This window comes from Bradyrhizobium sp. 33ap4, from assembly GCF_032654765.1.
GTDB classification, from domain to species: Bacteria; Pseudomonadota; Alphaproteobacteria; order Rhizobiales; family Xanthobacteraceae; genus Bradyrhizobium; species Bradyrhizobium australafricanum.
In genome coordinates, this window is the sequence record NZ_JAUMTJ010000038.1 from 54,055 (window position 1) to 79,906 (window position 25,852).

Annotated in this window: 22 protein-coding genes; 7 read left to right on the top strand and 15 right to left on the bottom strand. The window is 65.0% G+C overall.

What is annotated here, in order from left to right; all coding sequences use genetic code 11:
• Positions 1 to 68 precede the first annotated feature (68 nt).
• The gene (locus Q2M23_RS27165; protein ID WP_316397650.1) at positions 69 to 1,766 is read right to left on the bottom strand and encodes an NAD-dependent malic enzyme; all 1,698 of its coding nucleotides are present in this window, start codon (positions 1,764 to 1,766) and stop codon (positions 69 to 71) included.
• Positions 1,767 to 2,091: 325 nt separating this feature from the next.
• Here Q2M23_RS27165 and Q2M23_RS27170 point away from each other — a divergent pair, with 325 nt between their 5' ends.
• Positions 2,092 to 2,247 carry a hypothetical protein gene (locus tag Q2M23_RS27170; RefSeq protein ID WP_316397651.1) on the top strand — a complete coding sequence of 52 codons (156 nt, stop codon included), beginning with the start codon at positions 2,092 to 2,094 and terminating at the stop codon, positions 2,245 to 2,247.
• A gap of 90 nt (positions 2,248 to 2,337) precedes the next feature.
• Here the strand turns inward: Q2M23_RS27170 and Q2M23_RS27175 are convergent, their stop codons facing one another.
• A complete protein-coding gene (locus Q2M23_RS27175; protein ID WP_316397652.1) occupies positions 2,338 to 3,267 on the bottom strand; it encodes an aspartyl/asparaginyl beta-hydroxylase domain-containing protein in 930 nt (309 codons plus the stop codon).
• 355 nt (positions 3,268 to 3,622) lie between these two features.
• Between Q2M23_RS27175 and Q2M23_RS27180 the strand changes: the two genes are divergently transcribed.
• From Q2M23_RS27180 to Q2M23_RS27190, 3 genes are all read left to right on the top strand, one after another.
• Positions 3,623 to 4,825, top strand: a complete 1,203-nt coding sequence (locus Q2M23_RS27180) for an ABC transporter substrate-binding protein (protein WP_316397653.1) — start codon at positions 3,623 to 3,625, stop codon at positions 4,823 to 4,825.
• A gap of 10 nt (positions 4,826 to 4,835) precedes the next feature.
• Complete coding sequence (locus Q2M23_RS27185; protein WP_316397654.1) at positions 4,836 to 6,557, top strand: FAD-dependent oxidoreductase; 1,722 nt, start codon at positions 4,836 to 4,838, stop codon at positions 6,555 to 6,557.
• 238 nt (positions 6,558 to 6,795) lie between these two features.
• A complete protein-coding gene (locus tag Q2M23_RS27190; RefSeq protein WP_316397655.1) occupies positions 6,796 to 7,590 on the top strand; it encodes an IclR family transcriptional regulator in 795 nt (264 codons plus the stop codon).
• Positions 7,591 to 7,859: 269 nt separating this feature from the next.
• On the opposite strand, the gene ahcY is transcribed toward Q2M23_RS27190, so the two are convergent.
• The 3 genes from ahcY to Q2M23_RS27205 all read right to left on the bottom strand — a co-directional run bounded on the left by ahcY (position 7,860) and on the right by Q2M23_RS27205 (position 12,026).
• The gene (gene ahcY / locus Q2M23_RS27195) at positions 7,860 to 9,287 is read right to left on the bottom strand and encodes an adenosylhomocysteinase (RefSeq protein ID WP_057016727.1); all 1,428 of its coding nucleotides are present in this window, start codon (positions 9,285 to 9,287) and stop codon (positions 7,860 to 7,862) included.
• Between the two features lie 126 nt (positions 9,288 to 9,413).
• On the bottom strand, positions 9,414 to 10,610 hold the full coding sequence (gene metK, locus Q2M23_RS27200) for a methionine adenosyltransferase (RefSeq protein ID WP_057016728.1): 1,197 nt from the start codon (positions 10,608 to 10,610) through the stop codon (positions 9,414 to 9,416).
• 60 nt (positions 10,611 to 10,670) lie between these two features.
• Positions 10,671 to 12,026 (bottom strand): hypothetical protein, encoded by a 1,356-nt coding sequence (locus Q2M23_RS27205; protein WP_316397656.1) that lies wholly within the window; start codon positions 12,024 to 12,026, stop codon positions 10,671 to 10,673.
• A 197-nt stretch (positions 12,027 to 12,223) separates the two neighbouring features.
• Between Q2M23_RS27205 and Q2M23_RS27210 the strand changes: the two genes are divergently transcribed.
• Entirely contained in the window at positions 12,224 to 13,957 is a 1,734-nt protein-coding gene (locus Q2M23_RS27210; protein WP_316397657.1) for a caspase family protein, read from the top strand.
• 111 nt (positions 13,958 to 14,068) lie between these two features.
• Here the strand turns inward: Q2M23_RS27210 and Q2M23_RS27215 are convergent, their stop codons facing one another.
• From Q2M23_RS27215 to Q2M23_RS27240, 6 genes are all read right to left on the bottom strand, one after another.
• Positions 14,069 to 15,187, bottom strand: a complete 1,119-nt coding sequence (locus Q2M23_RS27215) for a cobalamin-independent methionine synthase II family protein (protein ID WP_016840262.1) — start codon at positions 15,185 to 15,187, stop codon at positions 14,069 to 14,071.
• Positions 15,188 to 15,218: 31 nt separating this feature from the next.
• The gene (locus Q2M23_RS27220; protein ID WP_229191356.1) at positions 15,219 to 15,935 is read right to left on the bottom strand and encodes an ABC transporter ATP-binding protein; all 717 of its coding nucleotides are present in this window, start codon (positions 15,933 to 15,935) and stop codon (positions 15,219 to 15,221) included.
• On the bottom strand, positions 15,928 to 16,680 hold the full coding sequence (locus Q2M23_RS27225; protein ID WP_141343205.1) for an ABC transporter ATP-binding protein: 753 nt from the start codon (positions 16,678 to 16,680) through the stop codon (positions 15,928 to 15,930). The genes Q2M23_RS27220 and Q2M23_RS27225 overlap by 8 nt, the downstream gene beginning before the upstream one ends.
• On the bottom strand, positions 16,677 to 17,708 hold the full coding sequence (locus tag Q2M23_RS27230; RefSeq protein WP_316397658.1) for a branched-chain amino acid ABC transporter permease: 1,032 nt from the start codon (positions 17,706 to 17,708) through the stop codon (positions 16,677 to 16,679). The genes Q2M23_RS27225 and Q2M23_RS27230 overlap by 4 nt, the downstream gene beginning before the upstream one ends.
• Before the next feature lie 7 nt (positions 17,709 to 17,715).
• The gene (locus Q2M23_RS27235; protein WP_316397659.1) at positions 17,716 to 18,585 is read right to left on the bottom strand and encodes a branched-chain amino acid ABC transporter permease; all 870 of its coding nucleotides are present in this window, start codon (positions 18,583 to 18,585) and stop codon (positions 17,716 to 17,718) included.
• A gap of 210 nt (positions 18,586 to 18,795) precedes the next feature.
• Positions 18,796 to 19,977, bottom strand: coding sequence for an ABC transporter substrate-binding protein (locus tag Q2M23_RS27240; RefSeq protein WP_141343202.1), 1,182 nt, complete (start codon positions 19,975 to 19,977; stop codon positions 18,796 to 18,798).
• Positions 19,978 to 20,353: 376 nt separating this feature from the next.
• Here Q2M23_RS27240 and Q2M23_RS27245 point away from each other — a divergent pair, with 376 nt between their 5' ends.
• Positions 20,354 to 20,632: a hypothetical protein gene (locus tag Q2M23_RS27245; RefSeq protein WP_141343207.1), complete on the top strand. Its 279-nt coding sequence runs from the start codon at positions 20,354 to 20,356 to the stop codon at positions 20,630 to 20,632.
• Positions 20,633 to 20,688: 56 nt separating this feature from the next.
• Here Q2M23_RS27245 and purU read toward each other — a convergent pair whose 3' ends face one another.
• Positions 20,689 to 21,552: a formyltetrahydrofolate deformylase gene (gene purU, locus Q2M23_RS27250; protein ID WP_018272656.1), complete on the bottom strand. Its 864-nt coding sequence runs from the start codon at positions 21,550 to 21,552 to the stop codon at positions 20,689 to 20,691.
• A 135-nt stretch (positions 21,553 to 21,687) separates the two neighbouring features.
• On the opposite strand from purU, the gene Q2M23_RS27255 reads away from it, so the two are divergent.
• Positions 21,688 to 22,533: a uroporphyrinogen-III synthase gene (locus tag Q2M23_RS27255; RefSeq protein ID WP_316397660.1), complete on the top strand. Its 846-nt coding sequence runs from the start codon at positions 21,688 to 21,690 to the stop codon at positions 22,531 to 22,533.
• Between the two features lie 97 nt (positions 22,534 to 22,630).
• Here the strand turns inward: Q2M23_RS27255 and Q2M23_RS27260 are convergent, their stop codons facing one another.
• From Q2M23_RS27260 to gmd, 3 genes are all read right to left on the bottom strand, one after another.
• The gene (locus Q2M23_RS27260; RefSeq protein ID WP_316397661.1) at positions 22,631 to 23,608 is read right to left on the bottom strand and encodes a tripartite tricarboxylate transporter substrate binding protein; all 978 of its coding nucleotides are present in this window, start codon (positions 23,606 to 23,608) and stop codon (positions 22,631 to 22,633) included.
• 117 nt (positions 23,609 to 23,725) lie between these two features.
• The gene (locus Q2M23_RS27265) at positions 23,726 to 24,670 is read right to left on the bottom strand and encodes a GDP-L-fucose synthase (RefSeq protein ID WP_316397662.1); all 945 of its coding nucleotides are present in this window, start codon (positions 24,668 to 24,670) and stop codon (positions 23,726 to 23,728) included.
• Positions 24,651 to 25,751: a GDP-mannose 4,6-dehydratase gene (gmd, locus tag Q2M23_RS27270; RefSeq protein ID WP_316397663.1), complete on the bottom strand. Its 1,101-nt coding sequence runs from the start codon at positions 25,749 to 25,751 to the stop codon at positions 24,651 to 24,653. Before gmd ends, Q2M23_RS27265 begins: the two co-directional genes overlap by 20 nt.
• Positions 25,752 to 25,852 lie beyond the last annotated feature (101 nt).

Here is a 25,852-nt window from a genome sequence, read left to right on the forward strand (position 1 = left end):
GATGGTCATAAAATCGATGCGGGGCCGCGCGCGGCCCGGAGGATCGCGCCGCGCCGACGCGCCGAGCTCTAAGCCCGATCGCTGCGGCGGTACGGCACGTAGCGCGGCGTCCAGACCTTGGCGTGAATCCGCGCCTCGACCTGGTCGATCGGAACGTCCTTCGCCAATCCCTCCTTGTGCGCCTGCAGCGCGACCGCAAGCGCCACGGTCTGCGAGACGTCGCGCAACGCGCTGACCGGCGGCAGCAGATTGTGCTTCGGGTTGTCGCGCGCCGGCGAGACGCTGGCCAGCGCCTTGGCGGCGGCCATGAACATGCCGTCGCTGACCCGGCTGGCACCGACCGCGAGCGCGCCGACGCCGACACCCGGGAAGATGTAGGAGTTGTTGGTTTGGTCGACCTTGAAGCGCGCGCCGTCGCGCATGATCGGCGGGAACGGGCTGCCGACGCCGATCAGCGCCCGCCCCTCGGTCCACGCCTCGATATCGACCGGCGTCGCCTCCTCGCGCGAGGTCGGATTGGACAGCGGGAAGATCACCGGTCGCTTGTTGCATTCGGCCATCGCGCGGACGATCGGTTCGGAGAATGCGCCGGCCTGGCCGGAAACGCCGATCAGCACGGTCGGCCTGGCATTGCGCACGACGTCGAGCAGCGCGATCTTGTCGGGATGGCTGAGCTGCCAGCCCGCGATCGCCTGCCTGTCCTGCACGAACGGAAGCTGGAACGGGGCGAGCCCGCTCATACCCTCGAGCAGCAGCCCGTCGCGGTCGACCATGAAGAAGCGCTTCGCCGCCTTGCTCTCCGACAGGCCGGCATCGACCATCGCGGCGCGGATCAGGCTGGCGATGCCGCAGCCGGCCGAGCCTGCGCCCAGCACGGCGACGCGCTGCTCGGTGAGCGGCACGCCGGTGACGTTGATCGCGGAGAGCAAGGCGCCGGTCGCCACCGCCGCGGTGCCCTGGATGTCGTCGTTGAAGGTCAGGAGCCGGTCGCGATAGCGCTCGAGCATGCGCGTCGCGTTGTTCTTGGCGAAATCCTCCCACTGCAGCAGGACGCGCGGCCAGCGCTTCACCACCGCCGCGACGAAAGCCTCGATGAAGTCGTCATAGGCCTGGCCGCGGACGCGCTCGTTGCGCCAGCCGACATAGAGCGGATCGGCGAGGCAATCGGGATTGTCGGTGCCGACGTCGAGCATGATCGGCAGCGTCGTCGCCGGATGCAGGCCGCCGCAGCCGGTATAGAGCGCGAGCTTGCCGATCGGGATGCCCATGCCGCCGGCGCCCTGGTCGCCGAGGCCGAGGATGCGCTCGCCGTCGGTCACCACGATCGCCTCGACGTGATCGAAGCGCGGATGGGCGAAAATGCGATCGATCCGGTGCTGATGTGGGATGCTGAGGAACAGCCCGCGCGGCTTGCGGAACAGCCGACTGAATTTTTGGCAGCCCTCGCCGACGGTCGGCGTGTAGACGATCGGCAACAGCTCTTCCAGATTGCCGACCAGGAGCGCGTAGAACAGCGTCTCGTTGGTGTCCTGCAGCTCGCGCAGAAAGGCATAGCGCTCGATGTCGGTCTCAAAGCCGCGCAGCGCCTCGAGGCGGCGCGAGACCTGCTCGTCCAGCGTCAGGATATTGGGCGGCAACAGGCCATGCAGGTCGAACGCCTCGCGCTCAGCCTCGGAGAAGGCCGTGCCCTTGTTCAGCTGCGGATCGGCCAGCAGCTCGTAGCCGCTCAGCGCAGTGGTCGCAAAAGCTCCTGATGACTCCGACATGGCAAGGTCCCCTCAATGCGAAACGCCAGATGGGACGTTATCACGCCCATGTAACGGATCGGAGCGCGAAGGCGCGCCGCCGCGCAAAGTTGAACGGCCCCGACGCTGCGGCTGCACCTCCTGACCGACACCAACATACCTTGGTATAGCCCGCCTGATTCCTTGTGATGGCCCGTGCTTACGCCCGTACAGTTGAGCGATGACGAGAGATTTTTACACTCGCGGCTACTCCAACGTGATCAGGATCACTGCTCCGAGCCGTCAATCGCAAGACTGTCACGCGTGGCAGGTGTCGACTGGAACGCGGGTTTCGAGGACCACTCAGATGATCGTCAACATTCAGAAGCTGAACGGCCTGTGGCACCTGATCGTCGGGTCGTGCAAGATCCGAACTCCGTTCCTGGAGACCCAGGACAGGGAGTGGGTCGTCGCCTATGCCAGGCGAATCTACCCTGGCGCCAAGGTTTTCGAGCGCCACTGACGCTGTTGCGCCTCACAGCTCTCGTCCCAGACAAACAGCCCCGGAGCATGCTTCGGGGCTTTTGCTTCCAACGCGGCAACGCCGCCGCGGTCAGTGCAGCGCCGACATCACGATCAGGCCGAGGATCAGCGCGGTCGCGGAATATTTGAGCGTGTAGTACACGTTCCGATTCCACTCCTTCACCTTGCGGCTGGCGAGATGGATCTCGTAGAGCTTGCCGAACACCTTGTTCAGCGCGCCGACGTGCTCGCCGTCAACGTTCTGGGTCGCCGACGCCTTGACGATGTTGTGGCTGACCCAGCGGTTCATCGCCGTCATGAAGCCGAACTTCATCGGGCGCTCGACGTCGCAGAACAGGATGATGCGGTTGACGTCGGTCTTGTTCTCGGCACTGTGGATGAAGGTTTCGTCGAACATGAAGGCCTCGCCGTCGCGCCAGACGCATTCGACGCCGTCGACGAGGATGCGGCACTGGTTCGAGTTCGGCGTCACGAGGCCGAGGTGATAGCGCAGCGAGCCGGCGAAGGGATCGCGGTGCGCCCCGAGCTTACCGCCCGGCGGCAGCATCGCGAACATCGCGCCATGCACGTTCGGAATCGAGTTGAGCAGCTCCACCGTCTTCGGGCACAGCGTCCGCGCCGACGGCAGGAAGTCGTCGTACCATTTCAGATAGAAGCGCTTCCAGCCGCTCTTGAAGAAGGAGTAGAAGCCCCAGTCGTTGTTCTTGGCCGCGGCACGGATGAAGCCTTCGTCGAACAGGCGCGTGGCCTCGTCGCGGATCGTCTCCCAATTGTCGGAGAGCTTCTTGAGCTCGGGAAACTGCTCGACCGGAATGACCGGCGCGTTGGGCACGGCGGAGCCGGCATACATCAGCACATTGTAGGGCGCGAGGTAGGTCGAGTGATCGCCGAGCTGGCGAGCGAAGCGCAACCGATGCTTGCCGCGGAAGTGGACGTAGAGCGTAGAGGCCACCAGCACGTAAAGAATGACGAGCTGCGGCGCGAAGAGCTGTCTCAACATGATCCGTCTATGATCGCTGCCCCGCCGACGCCCTTCATGCCCCGCCCCGCAGGAGCCTTGCCCTTCACGGGTGGCCCAGTCCGGGCAGCGAAACGCGTCGCCGTCCGCGAAAACTCCCCTGTTTCATAGTGACTTGGCACTGCGGCGCGGTCTGGCAAATGAGCCGGAATCGTTGCCGCGGTGCCGTCCCGGACGAGCCAATGTAAGCGTTCGCTCACCAAATGTGAAGCATCGCGCCGCACTGGTGCCAACCTTGTGACACTATTCACACATCGAATTCGCCATTGACAAACTGATTAGACAATTCCTAATCCTGAGATGACCCGCCGAAGAACGCGGACATCCAAAGGGAGGAATGATGAGACAGTTTCTGGCGGCAACCATTGTCGCGGTGATCACCACGGCCGCTCACGCCCAGGTTTCCGACGACGTCGTGCGCATCGGTGTGCTGACCGACCTGTCGAGCTGGGGACGCGACAATTCGGGCCCGGGCTCGGTCGAGGCGGCCAGGATGGCGGTCGAGGAATTCGGCCCCACCGTGCTCGGCAAGCCGATCGAGATCATCTCCGCCGACCACCAGATGAAGACCGATGTCGGCGTGCAGATCGTGCGTGGCTGGTTCGACAACGGCAAGGTCGACGCCGTCGTCGACATCCCGAATTCCGGCATCGCGATCGCCGTGCACAACATGGTGCGCGAGCGCAACAAGATCGCGCTGTTGTCCGGTCCCGGCGCGAGCTCGCTGACCGACGAATTGTGCAGCCCCAACACGGTGCATTTCGCCTACGACACCTACGCACTGTCGAAGGTGACGGCCTCGGCCGTGATCAAGGAAGGCGGCAAGTCCTGGTTCTTCGTCACCGCGGATTACGCCTTCGGCCAGCAGCTCGAGAAGGACGCGACGCGCTTCATCAACGAGATGGGCGGCAAGGTGCTCGGCAGCGTCAAGCATCCGACCAACACCGCCGACTTCTCCTCCTTTGCGCTGCAGGCGCAGAGCTCGAAGGCCGACGTGGTGGCGTTCGCCAATGCCGGCCAGGACACCGACAATTCGATCAAGCAGTCCGGCGAGTTCGGCCTCGTGCAGGGCGGCCAGAAGCTGGTCGGGCTCTTGATGTTCGACACCGACGTGCATGCGATCGGCCTCAACGCCGCGCAAGGCACCTACATGACGACGGCGTCGTACTGGAACATGGACGAGAAGACGCGCGCCTGGTCGAAGAAGTTCTACGCCCGCGCCAATGTGATGCCGACCATGATCCAGACCGGCGTCTACGGCTCGGTGCTGCATTATCTCAAGGCGATCCAGGCCGCCGGCACCGACGATCCGAAGGCGGTGATGGCCAAGATGCGCGAGCTGCCGATCGAGGACACCTTCGTGCATGGCGGCAAGCTGCGCGAGGACGGCCGCGTGATCCGCGACATGTATCTGGCGAAGGTGAAGAAGCCTTCGGAATCCAAGGAACCGTGGGACTATCTCGACATCGTCAAGACGGTGAAGGGCGATGACGCCTATCGTCCGGTCTCCGAGTCGAAGTGCCCGCTGCTCAAGAAATAGGATCGATCGCGTGGCCAACGAAGAAACTTATGATTGCGACGCGCTGGTCGTCGGCTCCGGCTGCGCCGGGCTGTCGGCGGCGGTCACCGCCGGCCATCACGGCCTCAAGGTCCTAGTGGTCGAGAAGGAGCCGCGGTTCGGCGGCACCACCGCGCGCTCCGGCGGCTGGCTGTGGATCCCCGGCACCTCGCTGGCCAAGGCCTGGGGCATCGAGGAGAGGACCGATCAGGCCAAAACCTATCTGCGCCACGAGGCCGGCAACAGCTTTGACGCCGCCCGCGTCGATGCGTTCCTGACCGAGGGGCCGAAGGCGGTCGACTTCTTCACCACCAGCACCGCGGTACGCTTCGACATGCCGCTGACCTTCCCGGACTATCATGCGGAAGCGCCGGGCGGCGCGCAGGGCGGCCGCTCGATGGTGACGCGGCCGTTCGACGCCCACGAGCTCGGCGACGCTCTCAAGAATCTCGGCAGCCCCCTGCCCGAGCTCACCGTGTTCGGCATGATGCTCGGCTCCGGCAAGGAGATCGTGCATTTCATGCGCGCGACCCGGTCGCTGACCTCGGCGGCCTATGTCGCCAAACGGCTGTCGAAGCACGCCATCGACGTGATGCGCAACGGCCGCGGCATGACGCTGACCAACGGCAACGCGCTCGCCGGACGGCTGGCGAAATCCGCCTTCGACCTCAAGATCCCGCTCTGGCTCAACTCGCCGGTGCGCGAATTGATCGTCGAGAACGGCGCGGTGCGCGGCGCGGTCGTCGTGCGTGAAGGGCGCCCGATCCGCGTCAACGCCAAGCGTGGCGTGGTGCTCGCCTGCGGCGGTTTTCCGCACGACGTCGCGCGACGGCAGAAGATGTTTCCGCATGCGCCGACCGGAAAAGAGCACTACTCGCCGGGCCCGACCGGCAACACCGGCGACGGCCTGCGCCTTGCGGAATCCGCCGGCGGCCGCGTCGACGACTCGCTGCCGAATGCCGCGGCCTGGGTGCCGGTCTCGGTCACGACGCGCAAGGACGGCTCGAAAGGCGTGATGCCGCATTTCATCGATCGCGCCAAGCCGGGCGTGATCGCGGTGATGGCCGACGGCAGGCGCTTTGCCAATGAAGGCAATTCCTACCACGACTTCGTGCAGGCGATGATCAAGGCGGCGAAGCCCGGCGAGGAGATCGCGGCGCATCTCATCTGCGATCACGAGACGCTGCGCAAATACGGCCTCGGCTGCGTGCCACCGCGCCCCATGCCGCTCGGCCATCACCTGAAGACCGGCTATCTCAAGCGCGGCGCGACGTTGGCGGAGCTCGCCGCGCAGGCCGGCATCGACGCCAAGGCGCTCGAGGCGACCGTCGCGGAGTTCAACACCACCGCGGCGGAGGGACGCGATCCCGCCTTCGGCAAGGGCTCGCGCGCCTATAACCGCTACCAGGGCGATGGGCTGCACGGACCCAATCCCTGCATCGCGCCGATCCGGCACGGGCCGTTCTACGCCATCAAGATGGTGATCGGCGATCTCGGCACCTATGCCGGCATCCGGACCGATGCCAATGCCCGCGCGCTCGACGCCGACGGCCAGCCGATTGCCGGCCTCTATGCCGCCGGCAACGACATGGCGAGCATCATGGGCGGCAACTATCCCGGCGCCGGCATCACGCTCGGGCCCGCGCTGACCTTCGGCTACATCGCGGGCAAGCACATTGCAGGTGAGGCGGCGGCGGAGAGAAGCAAGTTGTGAGTACCGTCATCCCCGCGCAAAGGCTTCGCCTTTGTCGCTGGAGGTGCGAGCGGAGCGAGTCTCGAAGGATGGATCGGCCACCAGCCGGGCCGTGCATCCTTCGAGACGCCCGCTTCGCGGGCTCCTCAGGATGACGGGTGGGGACCTGTCACTCACAACGACTTCCCGCGCAGATCGACGTCTCGCGGACGGCAAGGTTTCCTGCTAAGTGCGAACGCGCGAACCCAAACAGGGCCACATGACGAGAGAGAGCCGCGGCATACAGTCGATCGAGGTCGGCGGAGAATTGCTCCGCGCGCTGGCCCGCAGCGGCGAACCGATGATGCTGCGCGATCTCGCGCGCGAAGCCGGCATGCCGCCGGCCAAGGCGCATCCCTATCTCGTCAGCTTTTCCCGCATCGGCCTGATCGAGCAGGACGAGACCACTGGCCGTTACGAGATCGGGGCGCTGGCGCTCGAGCTCGGCCTGATCAGCCTGCGCCGGCAGTCCGCAGTGCGGATCGCATCGCCGCGGATCGCAGCGCTCGCCGACAGCATCAATCACGCGGTATCGCTGTCGGTCTGGGGCACCCACGGCGCGACCGTGGTGCGGCTCGAGGAGCCGAGCCATCCGGTGCATATCGCGATGCGCGTCGGATCGGTGGTGGCGCTGCTCGAGACCGCGACCGGCCGCGCCTTCGCCGCCTTCATGCCGCCGAACGCGATCAGGACCGCGCTCGAGAGCGGCCTCGATCGCCTCGGCGTCGGCTACAATCCGAAGCGTCCGCCGGCGGACGCGAAGACGGCCGAGATCCTCGCCGAGGTCCGCAGCCGCGGGCTGGCGCGAGCGATCGGCGATCCCCTGCCCGGCGTCAACGCCTTCGCCGCGCCGGTGTTCGATCACGCCGGCCACGTCGCGCTGGTCATCACCGCGATGGGGCCGGAAGGCACCTTCGACGCCGGCTGGGACAGCGCAATCGCAGCTGCGCTGCGCGATTGTGCGGGCGAGATCTCACGGCAACTGGGGCACGGCACGGCGCGGGCGTTGGAGTGATGCCAAGAAGTGAGAGGGCGGAACGAAGAGCAAAGCTCGGACAGATCATGTCGCGAGAATGCTGACGTATGATCCAGTCGTGCAACAAACTCGCTGTCGTCCCTGCCTAGTGCGCAATTGCGCACCAGGCAGGGACGACGACGGGGTATTTGGCGACATCAGAGCGTCGTTCCGCCGCGAAGGCGGCCCATCTGTTGCATGCGTCACCCCAGCAAAAAGCCCCGGTCGATGCCGGGGCTCTTCACGTGATCGATCGCTGCGGGCGCGGATCAGTAGCGGTAGTGATCCGACTTGTACGGACCTTCCTGCTTGACGCCGATGTAGTCGGCCTGGTCCTTGCGCAGCTCGGTCAGCTTGACGCCGATCTTGGCGAGGTGCAGGCGGGCGACCTTCTCGTCGAGGGTCTTGGGCAGCACGTAGACCTTCTTGGCGTACTTGCTGTCCTTGTTGTTGGCGAACAGCTCGATCTGCGCCAGCGTCTGGTTGGTGAAGGAGGCGGACATCACGAAGGACGGGTGACCCATCGCATTGCCGAGGTTCACGAGCCGGCCTTCCGACAGCATGATGATGCGGTGCTTGTCGGGGAATTCGATCTCGTCGACCTGCGGCTTGATGTTGGTCCACTTCAGATTGCGCAACGCGGCGATCTGAATCTCGTTGTCGAAGTGACCGATGTTGCAGACGATGGCGCGATCCTTCATCGCGCGCATGTGCTCGATGGTGATGATGTCCTTGTTGCCGGTCGCCGTGACGAAGATGTCGGCGCGCGGCGCCGCGTCTTCCATGGTCACGACCTCATAGCCTTCCATCGCCGCCTGCAGCGCGCAGATCGGATCGACCTCGGAGACCATGACGCGGCAGCCGGCCTGGCGCAGCGAGGCGGCCGAGCCCTTTCCGACGTCGCCGAAGCCCGCGACCATCGCGACCTTGCCCGACAGCATCACGTCGGTGCCGCGGCGGATGCCGTCGACCAGCGACTCGCGGCAGCCATAGAGGTTGTCGAACTTCGACTTGGTGACGCTGTCGTTGACGTTGATCGCCGGGAACAGCAGCGTGCCCTTGTTGGCCATCTCGTAGAGGCGATGCACGCCCGTGGTGGTCTCTTCCGAGACGCCCTTGATGTTCTTGGCGATCTCGGCGAACCAGCCCTTCGGCTTCTCCTTCAGGAGGCGCTTGACCAGCGCGTAGAAGATCTCCTCTTCCTCGGAGCCCGGCTTGTCGAGGAAGGCGGTATCGCCCTGCTCGGCGCGGTAGCCGGCATGCACCAGCATGGTGGCGTCGCCGCCGTCATCGAGGATCATGTTCGGCGTGCCGCCGCCGTGCCAGTCGAACAGCTTCGCGGTGTAGTCCCAGTACTCGGTCAGCGTCTCGCCCTTGATCGCGAACACCGGAATGCCGGCGGCGGCGATCGCGGCCGCGGCGTGATCCTGGGTCGAATAGATGTTGCAGGAGACCCAGCGGATGTCGGCGCCGAGCGCGGCCAGCGTCTCGATCAGGACCGCGGTCTGGATCGTCATGTGTAGCGAGCCCGCGATGCGCGCGCCCTTCAGCGGCTGCTTGGGGCCGAACTCCTCGCGGGTGGCCATCAGGCCGGGCATCTCGGTCTCGGCCAGCGAGATCTCCTTGCGGCCGAAATCGGCGAGCGCAATGTCCTTGACGATGTAGTCGGTGAAGCCGGGCTTCGTGGGGGCGTTCATTTGAGCGTCCTGTTGTTGAACTGGTCGTTCCGGGGCGCCTCGAAGAGGCGAACCCGGAATCTCGAGGTGATGATTAGGGATTCCGGGTTCGCTCGCTCTCGCGAGCGCCCCGGAATGACGCAAGTATCAGAGCGCGCGCTTCAGCTGCTCGACGAGATCGGTCTTCTCCCAGGAGAAGCCGCCCTCATTGTCGGGCGTGCGGCCGAAATGACCGTAGGCCGAGGTGCGCGCGTAGATCGGGCGGTTAAGATCGAGATGGCTGCGGATGCCGCGCGGAGTCAGATCCATCGCCTTGGCCGCCGCCTTCTCGAGCTGATCCTCCGACACCTTACCGGTGCCGTGGGTGTCGATGTAGATCGACAGCGGACGCGCCACGCCGATGGCATAGGCGAGCTGCAGCGTGCAGCGATCGGCGAGACCGGCCGCGACGATGTTCTTGGCGACATAGCGCGCGGCATAGGCGGCCGAGCGGTCGACCTTGGTCGGATCCTTGCCGGAGAACGCGCCGCCGCCATGCGGAGCCGCGCCGCCATAGGTGTCGACGATGATCTTGCGGCCGGTCAGGCCGGAGTCGCCGTCGGGACCGCCGATGAAGAACTTGCCGGTCGGATTGATGTGCCAGATCGTCTTGTCGGTGATCCACTCCTTCGGCAGCGCCTCGCGGACGTAGGGCTCGACGATGTCGCGGATCTGCTTGGACGACAGGTCCTCGACCAGATGCTGGTGCGAGACCACGATCTCGCGGACGCCGACCGGCTTGCCGTTCTCGTACTGCACCGTGACCTGGCTCTTGGAGTCCGGACCCAGTACCTTCTCGCGGCCGGAGTGGCGCGCTTCGGAGATCAGCCGCAGGATCTTGTGGGCGTAGAAGATCGGCGCCGGCATCAGGTCCGGCGTCTCGTTGGTGGCGTAACCGAACATGATGCCCTGGTCGCCGGCACCCTCTTCCTTGACCTCGCCCGGTTGCAGCGCGTCGACGCCCTGCGCGATGTCGGCCGACTGCGGATGCAGCAGGATCTCGATGTCGCAGTTCTTCCAGTGGAAGCCGTCCTGCTCGTAACCGATGTCCTTGATTGCAGAGCGAACCACGCTCTCGATGTGGTCGTTGGTGACCGAGCTCGGGCCGCGCGTTTCGCCGGCGATCACCACCTTGTTGGTGGTCGCGAGCGTCTCGCACGCCGCGCGGATCTGCCACGGGTCGATGCCCGCTTTCGGTCCCTCGCGATAGAACAGATCGACGATCTCATCCGAAATACGATCACAGACCTTGTCCGGATGGCCTTCCGAGACCGACTCGCTGGTGAACAGGTAAGACGCGCGCATCAAGCAAACCCCTTGTTAAGTCGAAGTCCGACGTTGGTTGGTGAATATGTCCCCGGCATGTCAGTCTCGTCGCCGCGAGATGACGTAGGATTCGTCGTAGAACCACAGCCCGTTGTGTTTGCGGAGAACTTCGCGTGTGGCCTCGAGAGCTCGTCCGTTTTCGGTCGTTTCGGTCAACCGCTCATCTTCGATCTGCGCGACATACACCGCCGCATTCCACGCAGCAAAGGCCGTCGAGGTTCCGATCGAGCCGGTCACCTCATTGGGCAGCGCTTCCATATCATATCGGAAGATCGAACGGTTATCGGCGTAGGCGTTGAAGTTCAGCTCGCGGCCGGCGGAGCCCAACTCGTATTTCACCGCGCGCAGTATCTCATGGCGGCTAACGGCGAAAGGATTTTCTCCGGGCCAGACCGCTTGAATCATTTCAAGCCCGGGATCGCCGCCGTGGGAGTGGATTCCTATCAGCCGCCCGCCGCCACGCAGCGCGCGGGCCAGCGGCGCGATAATCCGCTTGGCGCGGAAGTTCACCGAGGATTTGGCACGGTAAGGTTGCGAGGCGATCACAAGATCGAAATTGGCTTCGGTGCGGCCGGCCCGCGGAATGATGGAATCGAGCAGGAACCGGTGATCGTCCCGGTACAGGACCAGCGCCACCGGCCGCTCATAGATCGGCATCGCATTGCCGGGGCTGAGATTGGCGCGCCAGTTCTGCTCCAGAAACGGACCGAGTTCGGCGATCTGGGCCTCGAACTCACCCGACGACGCTCCCCGCAGAGCTACCTCGTGCCAGATCATGCTGGCGGCCGCCGCGGAGTTCTTGGGCGTCAGCCACGGCGCCTCGGCGTAATACATGTTGGTGAACACGAAGACGCTGGCCGGATGCTCGAACAGGCGGTCGGGGACCTTGTCGAGGGTGAGGCGGACGTCCTCCAGGCTCAGTTCCTTGCCGGCGACATAGAACGGCATATGTGGGAAGCGGCCATGCATGGCGCGCAGGACCCGGGCCAGCACCGTGCCGTCGCCCATTCCGGCATCGAACACCCGCAGCGCCGGCGGCCGCGGATGGATGGCCGCCAACTCCAGCGCAACCCGGTCGGCGATCACCCGCTTCTCGCTGCAGGTGTGGACGAACAGCAAATAGCGCTGGCGGTTCTCGAAAAACCGGAAATTGCCCCGCGGATCGCGCTTTTCCGGCGGCACCACGAGGCCCCGCGGCGGCGCCACGCCGCCCGGCGTCGAAGTCGCGATGAAGACGTTGATACGGTCGAGCGTATCGATCGTGATGCGCTTGCCCTCCCGCAGCCGGTACACCAGCTTGCCGTCATTGACGGCACGGCGGCCGAACGTCGTCTCCGCCATGTCGGAGCGGCGGCAGAAATCCGTGATCTGGCTGAGGATTTCGTCGTTCTTCATGGCGCCTTGGGTGGGCAGCGGCGAGTGGGACGAGAGTGGGCAGAAAAGATGACTAGCAGCGTCTTATCACCATTTTCCCACCAGTTGAACCCCCTCTGCTGCCCGATCACCAAACAGTCATGGACCGCCCCTTGGACCGGTCTCTTGGACCGCCCTGCCGTCGTCGATCGCCATGACGGCCTTACCCCGGATGACCGATGCGCCGCCTGCTCCTGATCCCCACCCTCCTTGCCGCTTTGCTCTGGTCGGCGCCCTGTTTCGCCCAGGCGCGCTCCCAGCTCGGCCCGCTCTGCACGACCGAGACCACGCCGGCCGACCAGATGATCGACGCCTGCACCAAGATCATCGCGCTGAAGGTGTTTTCCGGCGAGAAGCTCGCTACCATCTATTTCTGGCGCGCGGTCGGCTGGAACAAGAAGGGCAACTACGCCCGGGTGATATCCGACGCCACCGAGGCGCTGCGCCTCAAGCCCAGCACCGCCGTCTACAATTTGCGCGGCTCAGCCTATTTCGACAAAGGCGAGTACGACATCGCGATCGCCGACTTCAACGATGCGCTGCGCATGGGGCCGCCGAGCGGCATCATTTTTCACAACCGCGGCAACGCCTATCGCAGCAAGGGCGACTATGCCAAGGCGATCGCCGACTATGACGCCGCGATCAAGGCCGGTCCGAAGTCAGCCTTCTCCTATCAGAACCGCGGCGCCTCGAAGCGGGCGCTCGGCGATCTCGACGGCGCGCTCGCCGACATCAATGAGGCGGTCAGGATCGACCCGTCGCTGCCGCAGCCGCTGATCAGCCGCGCCGTGATCTGGCGCGCCAAGGGCGAGATCGAGCGCGCGATCGCGGACACGACGGAGGCGATCCGGCTCGCCAAGGCCAAAGCGCCCGTCAACATCATGACGCCGCCCGGCAGCGTGCTGATCTCAGCCTATACCCAGCGCGGCCTCAGCTACGAAGCGAAGGGTGATGCTGCGCATGCCAAGGAAGATTACGCCGCGGTGCTCGAAGGCGTGGCATCCGATGCCGGCAGCAAGGCCAACCAGGCCACCGCGAAAGTTCGGCTCGCGCTGCTCAAGGAGACCGACGCGGCACCGCGCAAGACCGCGGCAGCGCCGGCCGCCGAGAGCAGCCCGGCCGCGCCACCGGCCGCTTCCGTCAAGACACCGGCACCAGCGCCTGCCGCCGCGGCGGCCCCGGCGGCAGCAACCGGCCGACGCCTCGCGCTGGTGATCGGCAACGGCGCCTATGCGCATGTCAAGGCGCTGCCCAATCCGGCCAACGATGCGCGCGCCATCGCCGGGAGCCTGCGCGACATCGGCTTCACCGTCTCCGAGGGACACGATCTCGATCGCGACACGATGCGGAAGACGATCAATGATTTCCTGCGCGAGGCGGCGCGGTCGCAGATCGCCGTGGTCTACTATGCCGGTCACGGCGTGCAGGTCGACGGCCGCAACTATCTCGTGCCGGTCGACATCGAGTTCAGGGCGGGCGCGCGCATGACCGACGCGATGGTCGACATGGACACGATCATGGCCGGGCTCGACGACCAGATCCGCACCAACATCCTGATCCTCGATGCCTGCCGCAACAATCCGATGGCACCGCAGCTGGCCTCCGCAGGTCCAAGCCGCGGCATCGAAGCGGGCTCCGGCCTTGCCGCGCCCGCCTCGCTCGGATCGGGCTCGACGCTCGGCGCCGGCACGCTGATCGCGTTTGCGACCGCGCCGGGCCAGGTCGCGCTCGACGGCGAAGGCGCCAACAGTCCGTTCTCGGCGGCGCTGTCGCGCCATGTCGGCACGCCCGGCCTCGAGGTGCAGCAGATGCTGACCCGGGTCCGCGCCGAAGTCGTCGCCGCGACCAAGGGCAAGCAGGTGCCGTGGTCGAATTCGTCGCTGCTCGGCGAGGTCTATCTGGCGGAGCAGTGACACAGCGCTCTCCACGTCATTGCGAGCGCAGCGAAGCAATCCATGCCTCCATGCAGGGAAAAGATGGATTGCTTCGTCGCTTCGCTCCTCGCAATGACGGAGAATGCGGCCTTACTTCCCCCACACCTCGTTCGCGACCTCGACCGCGAGCCTGAGCTTGGCCCACTGCTCTTCCTCGGAGAGGATATTGCCCTCCTCGGTTGAGGCGAAGCCGCATTGCGGGGACACTGCGAGCTGCTCGATCGGAGCGAACTTCGATGCCTCTTCCAGCCGCCGCTTGATGTCGTCCTTCTTCTCGAGCTCGCCGAACTTCGAGGTGATGACACCGACCACGACGACCTTGTTGCCCTTGGGCAGGAAGCGCAGCGGCTCGAAGCCGCCGGCGCGGTCGGAATCATATTCGAGGAAGTAGCCGTCGTAATTGGTGCCGGCCAGCAGGGTCTCGGCGACCGGCTCGTAGCCGCCGGAGGAGATCCAGGTCGAGCGGAAATTGCCACGGCAGACATGGGTCGTGATCACCATGTCGGACGGACGGTCGGCGATCGCGTAGTTGATGACCCGGGCGTAGATCTCCTGCAGGCCATCGGGATTGTCGCCGCGGTCGCGCGACTTCTGCAATTCCTCCTGCGAGCACAGATAGGCCCACACCGTGTCGTCGAATTGCAAATAGCGGCAACCGGCGTCGTAGAACGCCTTCACCGCCTTACGATAGGTCTTGCCGAGGTCCTGATAGAATTCCTCGAGGTCCGGATAGACCTCCTTCGAGATCAGCTTGCGGCCGCCGCGGAAATGCAGCACCGCCGGCGAGGGGATCGTCATCTTCGGCGTGACGTGCGCCTGGTCGGCGTACTTCTTCAGGAACCTGAAGTGATCGAGCATCGGGTGATGATCGGAGAAATCCAGCTTGCCGATCACCCTGATGGCGTCGTGCCGGGTCTGCACGCCGGCGAACTGGATACCCATGTCGGGATGGAACAGCTCGCAACCGGTCAGATGGCTGAGGAAATCGAAGTGCCACCAGGAGCGGCGGAACTCGCCGTCGGTCGCAAGCTTCAGGCCGACCGAGGCCTGCTTGTGCACGACCTTCTCGATCTCCATGTCCTCGACCTTGCGCAGTTCGTCGGCCGAGATCTCGCCCTTCTCCAATCTGGCGCGGGCCTCCTTGATCTTCGGCGGCCGCAACAAGCTGCCGACCTCGTCGGCGCGGAACGGAGGCTTGGTTCGCTGCATGGTCAACTCCCGGACGTTTCTAATGTGCCTTCTAATGTGCCTTGGCCCCGGAGACGCCGAGGTGGCGCTCGAGGACGGAGGGATCGGCTTTCAGCGCGCTGCTTGCGGCATCGTGCACGATCGTGCCGCGTTCCAATATCACAACGCGGTCGGCCAGCCCCAGAATCTTTTGCGCGTTCTGCTCGACGATGATCGAGCAGATGCCACCCGAGCGCGTGATGGTTCCAATCGCCTTTAACAATTCCTCAACGATGATCGGCGCGAGGCCTTCGGTCGGCTCGTCGAGCAGCAGCACTTTCGGATTTAGGGTCAGCGCGCGGCCGATCGCTAGCATCTGCTGCTCGCCGCCGGACAGCTGGTTGCCGAAATTGCGCCGCCGCTCCTGCAGCCGCGGAAACATCTCGTATACCCGCTCGACCGTCCACGGCCCGGGCTGCGCCACCGCGGTCATGTTCTCTTCCACCGTCAGCGAGCGGAAGATGTTGCGCTCCTGCGGCACCCAGCCGATCCCGGCGCGGGCGCGCTGGTCGGGCCGCATCGCCGTGATGTCGCGGCCTGCGAGCGCGACGCTGCCACTGAGGCGCCTGACGATGCCGACGATCGAATTGATCAGCGTGGTCTTGCCGGTACCGTTGCGGCCGAGCAGCGCGAGCACCTGGCCCTCGGCAAGCGCCAGCGACATGTCGGGCAGCACCACCGCCTCGCCGTATCCGGCACGCAGGCCCTGGATGGAAAGAAGCTCAGGCATCGGCGGCCTCGCCGAGATAGACCGCCCTCACCTGCGGATCGCGCGCGACCTCATCGGGGGCGCCCTCGGTGAGCAGGCCGCCATTGACCAGCACCGAGATGCGGTCGGCGAAGGAAAACACGAGGTCCATGTCGTGCTCGATCAGCAGCACGGTGACGTCGCGCGGCAGTGCCGCCACCGCCGCCAGGATGTCGTGACGCTCGCTCTCGGGCACGCCGGCCGCGGGCTCGTCGAGCAGCAGCACGCGCGGCTTGGCGGCGATCGCGACCGCGATCTCGAGCAGGCGCTGCTTGCCATAGGGCAAGGTCGAGGTGGGCTCCGTCATCACGTCGAGCAGATGGAAGCGCGACAGGATCTCGGCGATCTCGGCATTGACGTCGCTCCGCGTTCCCATCCGTCGCCACCAGTCGCCGCCGCGCCCCATCCGTTCGGAGACCGCAAGCCCGATGGTTTCGAGCGGGGTCAGGTCGGGATAGAGCTGGTTGATCTGGAACGTGCGCGACAGCCCGCGCAGCACCCGCTTGTGGACGGAAAGGCCGGTGATGTCGCTGCCTTCGAGCAGGATGCGCCCGCTGTTCGGCGTTAGCACGCCGGTCAGCTGATTGATGACGGTGGTCTTGCCCGCGCCGTTCGGCCCGATCAGCGCGTGGCGCGCGCCCTGCATCACCTTCAGCGAAAGATCGCGGGTGACGCGAAGGGCGCCGAAGGATTTTTCGAGGCCACGTGTTTCCAGCGCGATCGTCATGACGCGTCGTTCTCCGGCACGGCAACGGCGGCCTTGCGGCCGGCGAACTGGCGGATGATCAGGTTGGGCACGAACAGCACCCAGCGATGGATGCGCGCGCGGCCGACCAGCACGATCACGACCAGCACGAGGCCGATCCAGAACAGCCAGTATTGCGGGGTGATGCTCTGAAACAGCTCCTGCAGCATCTTGAACACGACAGCGCCGATCAGGCCGCCATAGAGATAGCCGGTGCCGCCGATCACGAGCACAAGCATCAGGTCGGCGGAGCGCTCGAAGGAAAACACGTCGAGCGAGGCGAGCGCCGTGGTCTGGGTGAACAGCGCGCCGGCGATCCCGGCATAGAAGGCCGCGAGCGTATAGACCGCGATCAGGCGACGGTTGACCGGCACGCCGTTGGCGGCCGCGCGCAGCGGATTGTTCTTGATCGCGCGCAGCGACAGGCCGAACGGCGAATGCACAATGCTTCGGGCCAGCAGGAACAGGATGAACAGCACGATCAGCGAGTAGAAGAACCCGGTCTTGCCGAACATGTCGAACGTGAACAGACCGAGGATCGGCTGCATCTCGATGCCCTGCAGCCCGTCGGTGCCGCCGGTGATGTTGGAGAAGCGTTCGGCGAGCGCTTCCAGCAGCAGGGCGATGCCGAGCGTCACCATCAGCCGTGTCAGGTCGACGCCGCGGATGACCAGGAAGCTGGTCAGGAAGCCAAGCACCGCCGCAACCAGACCGGCCGCGACCAGCGCAATGACGGGCTCGTTGATGATGCCGTGCAGCGCCAGCAAGCCGGCCGAATAGGCGCCGACGCCGAAAAAGGCTGCGTGGCCGAGCGAGACGACGCCGGCGTAGCCGAGGACCAGGTCGAGCGACAGCGCGAACAGGCCGAGCCGCACGATGTCGGTCATGATCAAATAGCGCGACGGGAACAGGAAGGCGCAGGCGAGCGCCAGCGCCCAGAACGCGACCTCGCTGACCCGCCAGCGCGCGCTGGCCATCGCGTGAGTGGAAACGTCTGATAGCGCCGCCATGACCGCCTCACCGTGCCGCGGTACGGCCGAACAGGCCGTTCGGACGCCAGAGCAGGATCACGATCATAACAGTGTAGATCACGAAGGGGCCGAGCTTCGGCACGTAATACTTGCCGGCGACGTCGGCGATGCCGAGCAGCAGCGACGCCAGGAACGGTCCGGTGATCGAGGACGAGCCGCCGACGGTGACGACGATCAGGAAGTAGATCATGAACTTCAGCGGGAAGTACGGATCGAGCCCGAGGATCTCCGCACTCAGCGCGCCGCCGAGGCCAGCGAGGCCGCAGCCGAACGCAAAGGTGAAGGCGAACACCTGCGGCACGTTGATGCCGAGCCCGATCGCAGCGCGCGGATCGTCGACCGAGGCGCGCAGCCGGCTGCCGAACCGGGTCTTGGCGAGGATCAGTTGCAGCGCCAGCGTGAGCAGGCCGCAGATCACGACGATCATCAGCCGGTAACGGCCGATGCCGACGCCGAACAGGTCAATCTGGCCCTCCAGCGCCGCCGGCAGCTTGATGAAGACCCGCGACGATCCCATGATGTAGTCGACCGCCGCCACCGACATGAACACCAGGCCGATCGAGAACAGCACCTGATCGAGATGGCTGCGGCTATAGAGATGGCGGTACAGCGTGCGCTCCAGCGCGATGCCGATCACCGCGCTGCCGACAAAGGCGAGCGGCAGGCCTGCGAAGAACGGCCAGCCGGAATTGTTCACCAGCACGGCACAGGTATAGCCGCCGGCCATCGCGAAGGCGCCATGCGCGAGGTTGACGAAATTCATCAGCCCGAGCGTCACCGCAAGCCCGCAGGCGAGCACGAACAGCAGCATGCCGTAAGCGACGCCGTCGAACAGGTTGGTAAGGATAGAGGCCATGGAGTCAGCTTAGCCGTGAGGACGCAACAAGAACAACAGCTCGAACGTCAAGGTCATCGTCATGGCCGGGCCTGTCCCGGCCATCCCCGTCTTACTGCTCGCCGGGAAGAAAAGACGTGGATGCCCGGCACACCTGCGCGAAGACGCGCTTCGCGCTTTTGGCCGGGCATGACGTGGTGAGGGCCGGAGCGCACGCCGCCGATGACGATGCTATTTCTTGGTCTTGCCGGAATCCTTGACGGCCTCGAAGGTCGCGAACTCGACATTGTAGAGCTCGCCGTCGACCTTCTCGACCTTGCGGATATAGATGTTCTGCACGATGTCGCGGGTTTCCGGATCGATCGAGATCGGGCCGCGCGGGCTCTCCCACTTCATGCCCTTCATCGCCTCGATCAGCTTGTCGCCGTCGGTCGCACCATTGGTCTTCTTCAGCGCCTCGTAGATCAGATGGATGCCGTCATAGCCGCTGACCGCCATGAAGCCCGGGCGGTTGCCGAACGCCTTCTTGTAGGCGGCGACGAACTCCTTGTTCATCGCGGACGGATGGGCGGCCGAATAGAGATGCGCCGTCACCGCGCCGAGCGCGGCATCGCCCATATTGTTGAGCAGATCGTCGTCCATGACGTCGCCGGGTCCGATCACCCTGATGCCGCTCTTGTCGAGCCCGCGCTCGGCATATTGCTTCATGAAGTTGCCGCCCTGCCCGGCCGGCACGAATACGAACATTGCGTCGGGCTTGGAGTCCTTCATGCGCTGCAGGAACGGCGCGAAGTCCGGATTGGCGAGCGGGACCTTGACCTCTTCGACGATCTCGCCGCCGCCTGCGGTGAAGTGCTGCTTGAAGAAGGTCAGCGCATCGTTGCCGGGCGCGTAGTCGGAGGTCAGCGTCGCGACTTTCTTGATGCCGTTCTTCACCGCCCAGTCGCCGATGATGGTGGAGGACTGCGCCAGCGTGAAGCTGGTACGCACGATATAGGGCGAACGCTCGGTGATGATGGAGGTGCCGGCCGCCATCACGACTTCCGGGATCTTGGCCTGCGTCGCCAGCGGCGCCGCGGCGAGCGCCGCGGGCGTCACGCCGAAGCCAGCGATGAAATTGACCTTGTCGTTGACGATCAGTTCCTGCGCAAGCCGCTTGGTGTTGTCCGGCACCGCGGCGTCGTCCTTCAGGATGATCTCGATCTTCTTGCCGGCGACGGTGTCGCCCTTCTGCTGCATGTAGAGCTTGATGGCGTTATCGATCTGCTTGCCGGTCGATGCCTGACCGCCGGTCATCGGCAGGATCAGCCCGATCTTGACGGCGTCGTCCGCCCACGCCGGCACGCTGGCACACAACCCGGGAAGCACGGCCGAAGCGGCGCCCCACAGCAACATTTTGCGACGATTGAACATCGACGTCCCCCCCTTCCGTTCTTCTGCATCGAGCCTTGGTCCCGGCTCTTGCCTTGTTTTAACTCAAGCATGCACGGCCAAGCCGCAACGCGACAAGGCGTCTCCCCGTGCCCTCTGTCAATCGGACGATGGACGTGTGCCGCGCGCGACGCGATCGGGCCTGGCTGCGGAGACAAGTATCAGGATACCAATATCGCTCCACCAGACTCAATGCCTCCGCGAGAGCCGGTCTCGCGCATTCAAGGCCGCCGCCGGCTCGATTCATTTGTACGACCGTACAAACGCAGCGACAATGTCAACAAACAAGCACAATTGCAGCCGAACGGTCGCGCCCGAGATCATCATCCATAAAGACCAGGGCTGTATCCTGCTTCCCATGCCAATCGTCTCGCGTCCCATCGCTGTCCTGACTGCCCTCGCGCTCGCGGCCGGCGCGCTCGGGGGATGCAGCTCCATGAACCAGAAGCTCTCGGCCGGCATGGCCGATACCATTCCATCCTGGGCCGGCGGCCTGCCGGCGGATGCGCCGCCGCGGCCGGGCACCCCCGAATACGACAAGTTCATGCAGGATCGGGAACGCAAGCGGCTGATGCCCGCGGCCCAGCGCGGCGACGACGCCAAGCCGGCAACGGCACCGCAAGACGCGGCACGCTGAGCGCACGGTCGGCCGGCAAAGCCCGCATCGCCTTGTACGGGCGAGCGAAGTGCGGATCAGTCCACGAACACCACAGTCTTGCGTCCGTTGAGGATGACGCGATCGGCGAGATGGTAGCGGATCGCGCGCGCCAGCACCCGGCGCTCGATGTCGCGCCCCTTGCGCACGAGATCCTCAGGCGTGTCGCGATGGCTGATACGCTCGACGTCCTGGTCGATGATCGGCCCCTCGTCGAGATCGCTGGTGACGTAATGCGCCGTGGCGCCGATCAGCTTGACGCCGCGCTCATGCGCCTGATGGTAGGGCCTGGCGCCCTTAAAGCCCGGCAGGAAGGAATGATGGATGTTGATGCAGCGGCCCGACAGACGTGCCGACATCTCGTCCGACAGGATCTGCATGTAGCGGGCCAGCACCACGAGGTCGGTCTTGGTATCCTGGGCGAGCTTCCACACCGCGTCTTCCTGCTGCCGCTTGGTCTCTTTCGTCACCGGCAGATGATGGAACGGGATATCGCCGAAATCGAGCGAGCCGTAGGTCTCGCGCGGATGGTTGGAGACAACAGCGGTCGGGATCATTTCGAGCTCGCCGGTGCGCCAGCGGTAGAGGATGTCGACCAGGCAGTGATCGGACTTCGACACCAATAGCATCACCCGGCGGCGGCTGGCGCGATCGCGCATCTGCCATTCCATGCCGAACCGTTCGGCGATCGCGGCAAAGCCGGTCTGCAGCGCCGCGAGCTCGACCGCGAGGTCGGCCGCGGTGAACACCACGCGCATGAAGAACTTGCCAGTTTCGACGTCATCGAACTGCTGGGCGTCCAGGATGTTCTGGCCGTTATGGGCAAGAAACGTCGAGACCGCCGAGACGATCCCCGGACGATCCGGACAGGACAGGGTCAAAACGAATTGATGGTCGGGCATGCCAATTGACCAAAGCTTGAGCAGATTGGTGGAACGGTCATTTTCGGCCCTCGTCTACACCGCAGGCGGCCTTGCGCCAATCCCGGCGCGGGGGTCAAATCGAACAAATGACGACAATGTTTGTTAGGGACCATCATGGCTGAACGGCTGAACGGCTACCGCATCCTGATCCTCGAGACGCGCGAGGAGGCGCAGTTCTCCCGCCTGCTCGCCGAGCAGGGGGCCGACGTGCTGCAATGCCCGATGTTCACCATCCACGATGCGCCTGATGCGGCGCCGATCGAGGCCTGGATTCGCCGCGCTATCGAACGGCCGCTCGACGATCTCGTGCTGATGACCGGCGAAGGCCTGCGCCGGCTGATGAAGGTCGTGCGCCGGATCGGCGTCGAGCGGGAGTTCGTCGATGGCCTCGCCAAGGCGCGCAAATTCGCCCGCGGCCCCAAGCCCGGCCGGGCGCTGCGCGAGATCGGCCTGGAGCCGCAAATGACGACCGAGAAGCCGACGTCGGAAGGCGTCGCGGAGATGCTGTCGAAGCTCGACCTCGCCGGCCATCGGCTCGGCCTGCAGCTCTATCCGGACAAGGATCACGCCACCCTGATCGACGCGATCAAGGCACACGGTGCCGAGGTCGATACGGTGCTGCCCTATGTCTATGATGCGCAGGCCGCCGACGCCAACATCGTCACCGCGATCGAGGAGATGGCGCAGGGCCGTATCGACGCGATCGCGCTGACCAATCTCGGCCAGGTCCGTCGGCTCATCGAGGTGGCACGGGCGCGCGGTTGTGAGGACAGGTTACGCCAGGGGTTCGAGCGTACGCCGATCGCTTCCGTCGGACCGGCGGTATCGGACGAGCTCAAATCCCACGGCCTGCGCACCGACATCTACCCGGCCGAAGACGCCTTCTTCATGCGGCCGCTGATATCGGCGATGGCGGCGGCGCTTTCAAAGAATCCGCCGCGCGCGACGGCGCGAAGCTAGAGCCTTTTCCATTCCGATCGAATCGGAACGGAGCTCTAGATTCTAGTTTGACGCGTTTTCTTCACGCGAACCGGTATCCACTTCGCTCGAAAACGCTTTAGTCAACCTTGGCTCCGGCGAACTTGACCACCTTGCCCCATTTCTCAGTCTCGTCGGCCACCAGTCTGCCGAAGTCGGCAGCCGAGCCCGGCAGCATGATCGCGCCGATCTCGGTAAAGCGCGCCTTGGCCTTGGGATCAGCGAGGATTTCATTGACGGCCTTGTTGAGCCGGTCGACGATTTCAGGCGGCGTGTTCTTCGGCGCCGCGAGGCCGTACCAGGCGCTCGCCTCGTAACCCGGCAGGAAGTCGGCGACCGGCGGCAGGTCCGGAAGCACGTCCGAACGGGTCGTGCTGGTGACCGCAAGTCCCCGCAGCTTGCCGGATTTGACGTGCTCGGCGCAGGTCGGAAGATTATCGAACATCACCTGCATCACGCCGGACAGCATATCGGTGAGCGCCGGCGCGCCGCCCCGGTAGGGCACGTGCTGCATGTTGATGCCGGTCAGCATCTTGAACAGTTCGCCCGACATGTGGATCGTCGAACCGTTGCCTGAGGACGCCATGTTGAGCTTGCCGGGATTGGCCTTTGCATAGGCGATCAATTCGGGAATCGACTTGATCGGCAGCGAGGGGTGCACCACCACGACGTTGGGAAAGCGAATGATGCCCGCGATCGGCTCCATCTCGCGCATGAAATCGAACGGCAGCTTCTGGTAGAGCGTCGCGTTGATCGCATTGGCCGGCGCGACCAGCAGCAGCGTGTAGCCGTCGGGCGCCGCGCGCAGCGCCTGCTCGGTGGCGATGTTGGTCCCGCCGCCCGGCCGGTTCTCGACAATGAAGGATTGCCCGAGCTTCTCCGACAGCCACTGTCCCATCAGGCGCGCCGTCAGGTCCGCCGAACCGCCGGGCGTATAGCCGATCACGAGGCGAACCGGCCGCGCCGGATAGGCCTCGGCAATCGCTTTTCCAAATGTGAGCGGAAGCACAGCCGTAGCGGCTGCAAGTTGCAGGAACTGGCGGCGCAGAACCTTCATGATGTCTCCTCCGACGCACTGGCGGCTCTTGCGGCACGCTTGGGTACGCGCATCCTAGCCGCGTGGCGTTGCCAAGCCGACAGATATTCTCAGTCGGAGGGCGGGAGGTTCACCGCGTCACTTCGTCTCGCGCAGATAGGCCTGGTACGCGAGGGCGATGCCATCCTCGAGCGAGGTGGTGGCGCGCCAGCCGAGCCTGGCCAGCCGGCTGACGTCGAGCAGCTTGCGCGGCGTGCCGTCCGGGCGCGACGTGTCGAAGCTGATCGCGCCGCGATAGCCGACGGCGGCCGCGACGACGCGCGCGAACTCGGCGATGGTGATGTCCTCGCCGGTGCCGATATTGACCAGTTCGGGCGAGGAATAGGTCTTCATCAGATGGACGCAGGCGTCGGCGAGATCGTCGACATAGAGGAATTCGCGGCGCGGCGTGCCGGTGCCCCACACCGCGACGTTGCCCGCGCTCGAAACCTTGGCCTCGTGGAAGCGGCGGATCAGCGCGGCGACGACGTGGCTGTATTCGGGGTGATAATTGTCGCCGGGGCCGTAAAGATTGGTCGGCATCACGCTGATGAAATCGGCGCCGTACTGGCTGCGATAGGCCTCGGCCATCTTGATGCCGGCGATCTTGGCGATGGCATAGGGCTCGTTGGTCTGCTCCAGCGGGCCGGTCAGCATCGAATCCTCGCGCAGCGGCTGCGGCGCGAGGCGCGGATAGATGCAGGACGAGCCGAAGAACATCAGCTTCTCGCAGCCATTGGCGTGCGCTGCCTGGATCACGTTGCTCGAGATCGCTAGATTGTCGTAGAGAAATTCGGCCCGCAGCGTGTTGTTGGCGACGATGCCGCCGACCTTGGCGGCGGCGAGGAACACGGCCTGCGGCCGCTTCGCGGCAAACCAGGCGTTGACCGCGGCTTGGTCGCGCAAATCGACCTCGCTGCGCGACACCGTCAGGAGATCGGCCTCCTCGCGCGCCAGCCGGCGCATCAGCGCCGAGCCGACCATGCCGCGATGGCCGGCAACGAAGACCGTCTTGTCCTTCAGCTCAAACGCCGTGCTTGCCATTGGCCGCGTCCTGCCTGGCCTCGACGAGATCGCTGGCGACCATTTCCTTCACCAGTTGCGCGAACGGCGTCTTCGGCGCCCAGCCGAGCTTGGCGCGCGCCTTGCTGGCGTCGCCGATCAGAAGATCGACCTCGGTCGGGCGGAAATAGGTCGGATCAATCTGCACCAGGGTGTTGCCGGACGCCTTGTCGACACCGACTTCCTCGACGCCCTTGCCGCGCCATTCGATGCTGCGGCCGACCTCGGCAAACGCCAGCTCGACGAACTCGCGGACCGACCGCGTCTCGCCGGTCGCGAGCACGAAGTCGCCGGGCTCGTCCACCTGCAGGATCCTGTGCATGCCCTCGACATAGTCGCGGGCGTGGCCCCAGTCGCGCTTGGCGTCGAGATTGCCGAGATAGAGCCTGTTCTCGAGGCCGACCTCGATGCGGGCAACGGCGCGGGTGATCTTGCGCGTCACGAAGGTCTCGCCGCGGATCGGGCTCTCATGGTTGAACAGGATGCCGTTGCTGGCGAACATGCCATAGGCCTCGCGGTAGTTCACCGTGATCCAGTAGCCGTAGAGCTTGGCGACGCCATAGGGCGAGCGCGGATAGAACGGCGTGGTTTCCTTCTGCGGCACCTCCTGCACGAGCCCATAAAGCTCCGAGGTCGAGGCCTGGTAGAACCGCGTTTCCTTTTCCATGCCGAGGATGCGGATCGCCTCCAAGAGGCGCAGCACGCCGATCGCGTCGGCGTTGGCGGTGTATTCCGGGCTCTCGAAACTGACCTGGACGTGGCTCTGGGCGGCGAGGTTGTAGATCTCGGTCGGCCGGATCTGCTGCACCAGGCGGATCAGATTGGTCGAATCGGTCATGTCGCCATAGTGCATCAGGAACGGCACGTTGCCGGCATGCGGGTCCTGGTAGAGATGGTCGACGCGCGCGGTGTTGAACGAGGACGACCGCCGCTTGATCCCGTGCACGGTGTAGCCGAGACCGAGCAGATATTCGGCGAGATACGCGCCGTCCTGCCCGGTCACGCCGGTGATCAGCGCAACGCGCCGCTTTGAGTCCTGAGCCGCCGAATCCTTAACCGCCATGTCATCTCCAGAGAGCGCGAAAACCGCGCGATCCCGACGAGGCCGGTCTGTAGCATCCAGCCTGCCCCAAGTCTAATGGCTTAATCGTTTGAAATCAGGAC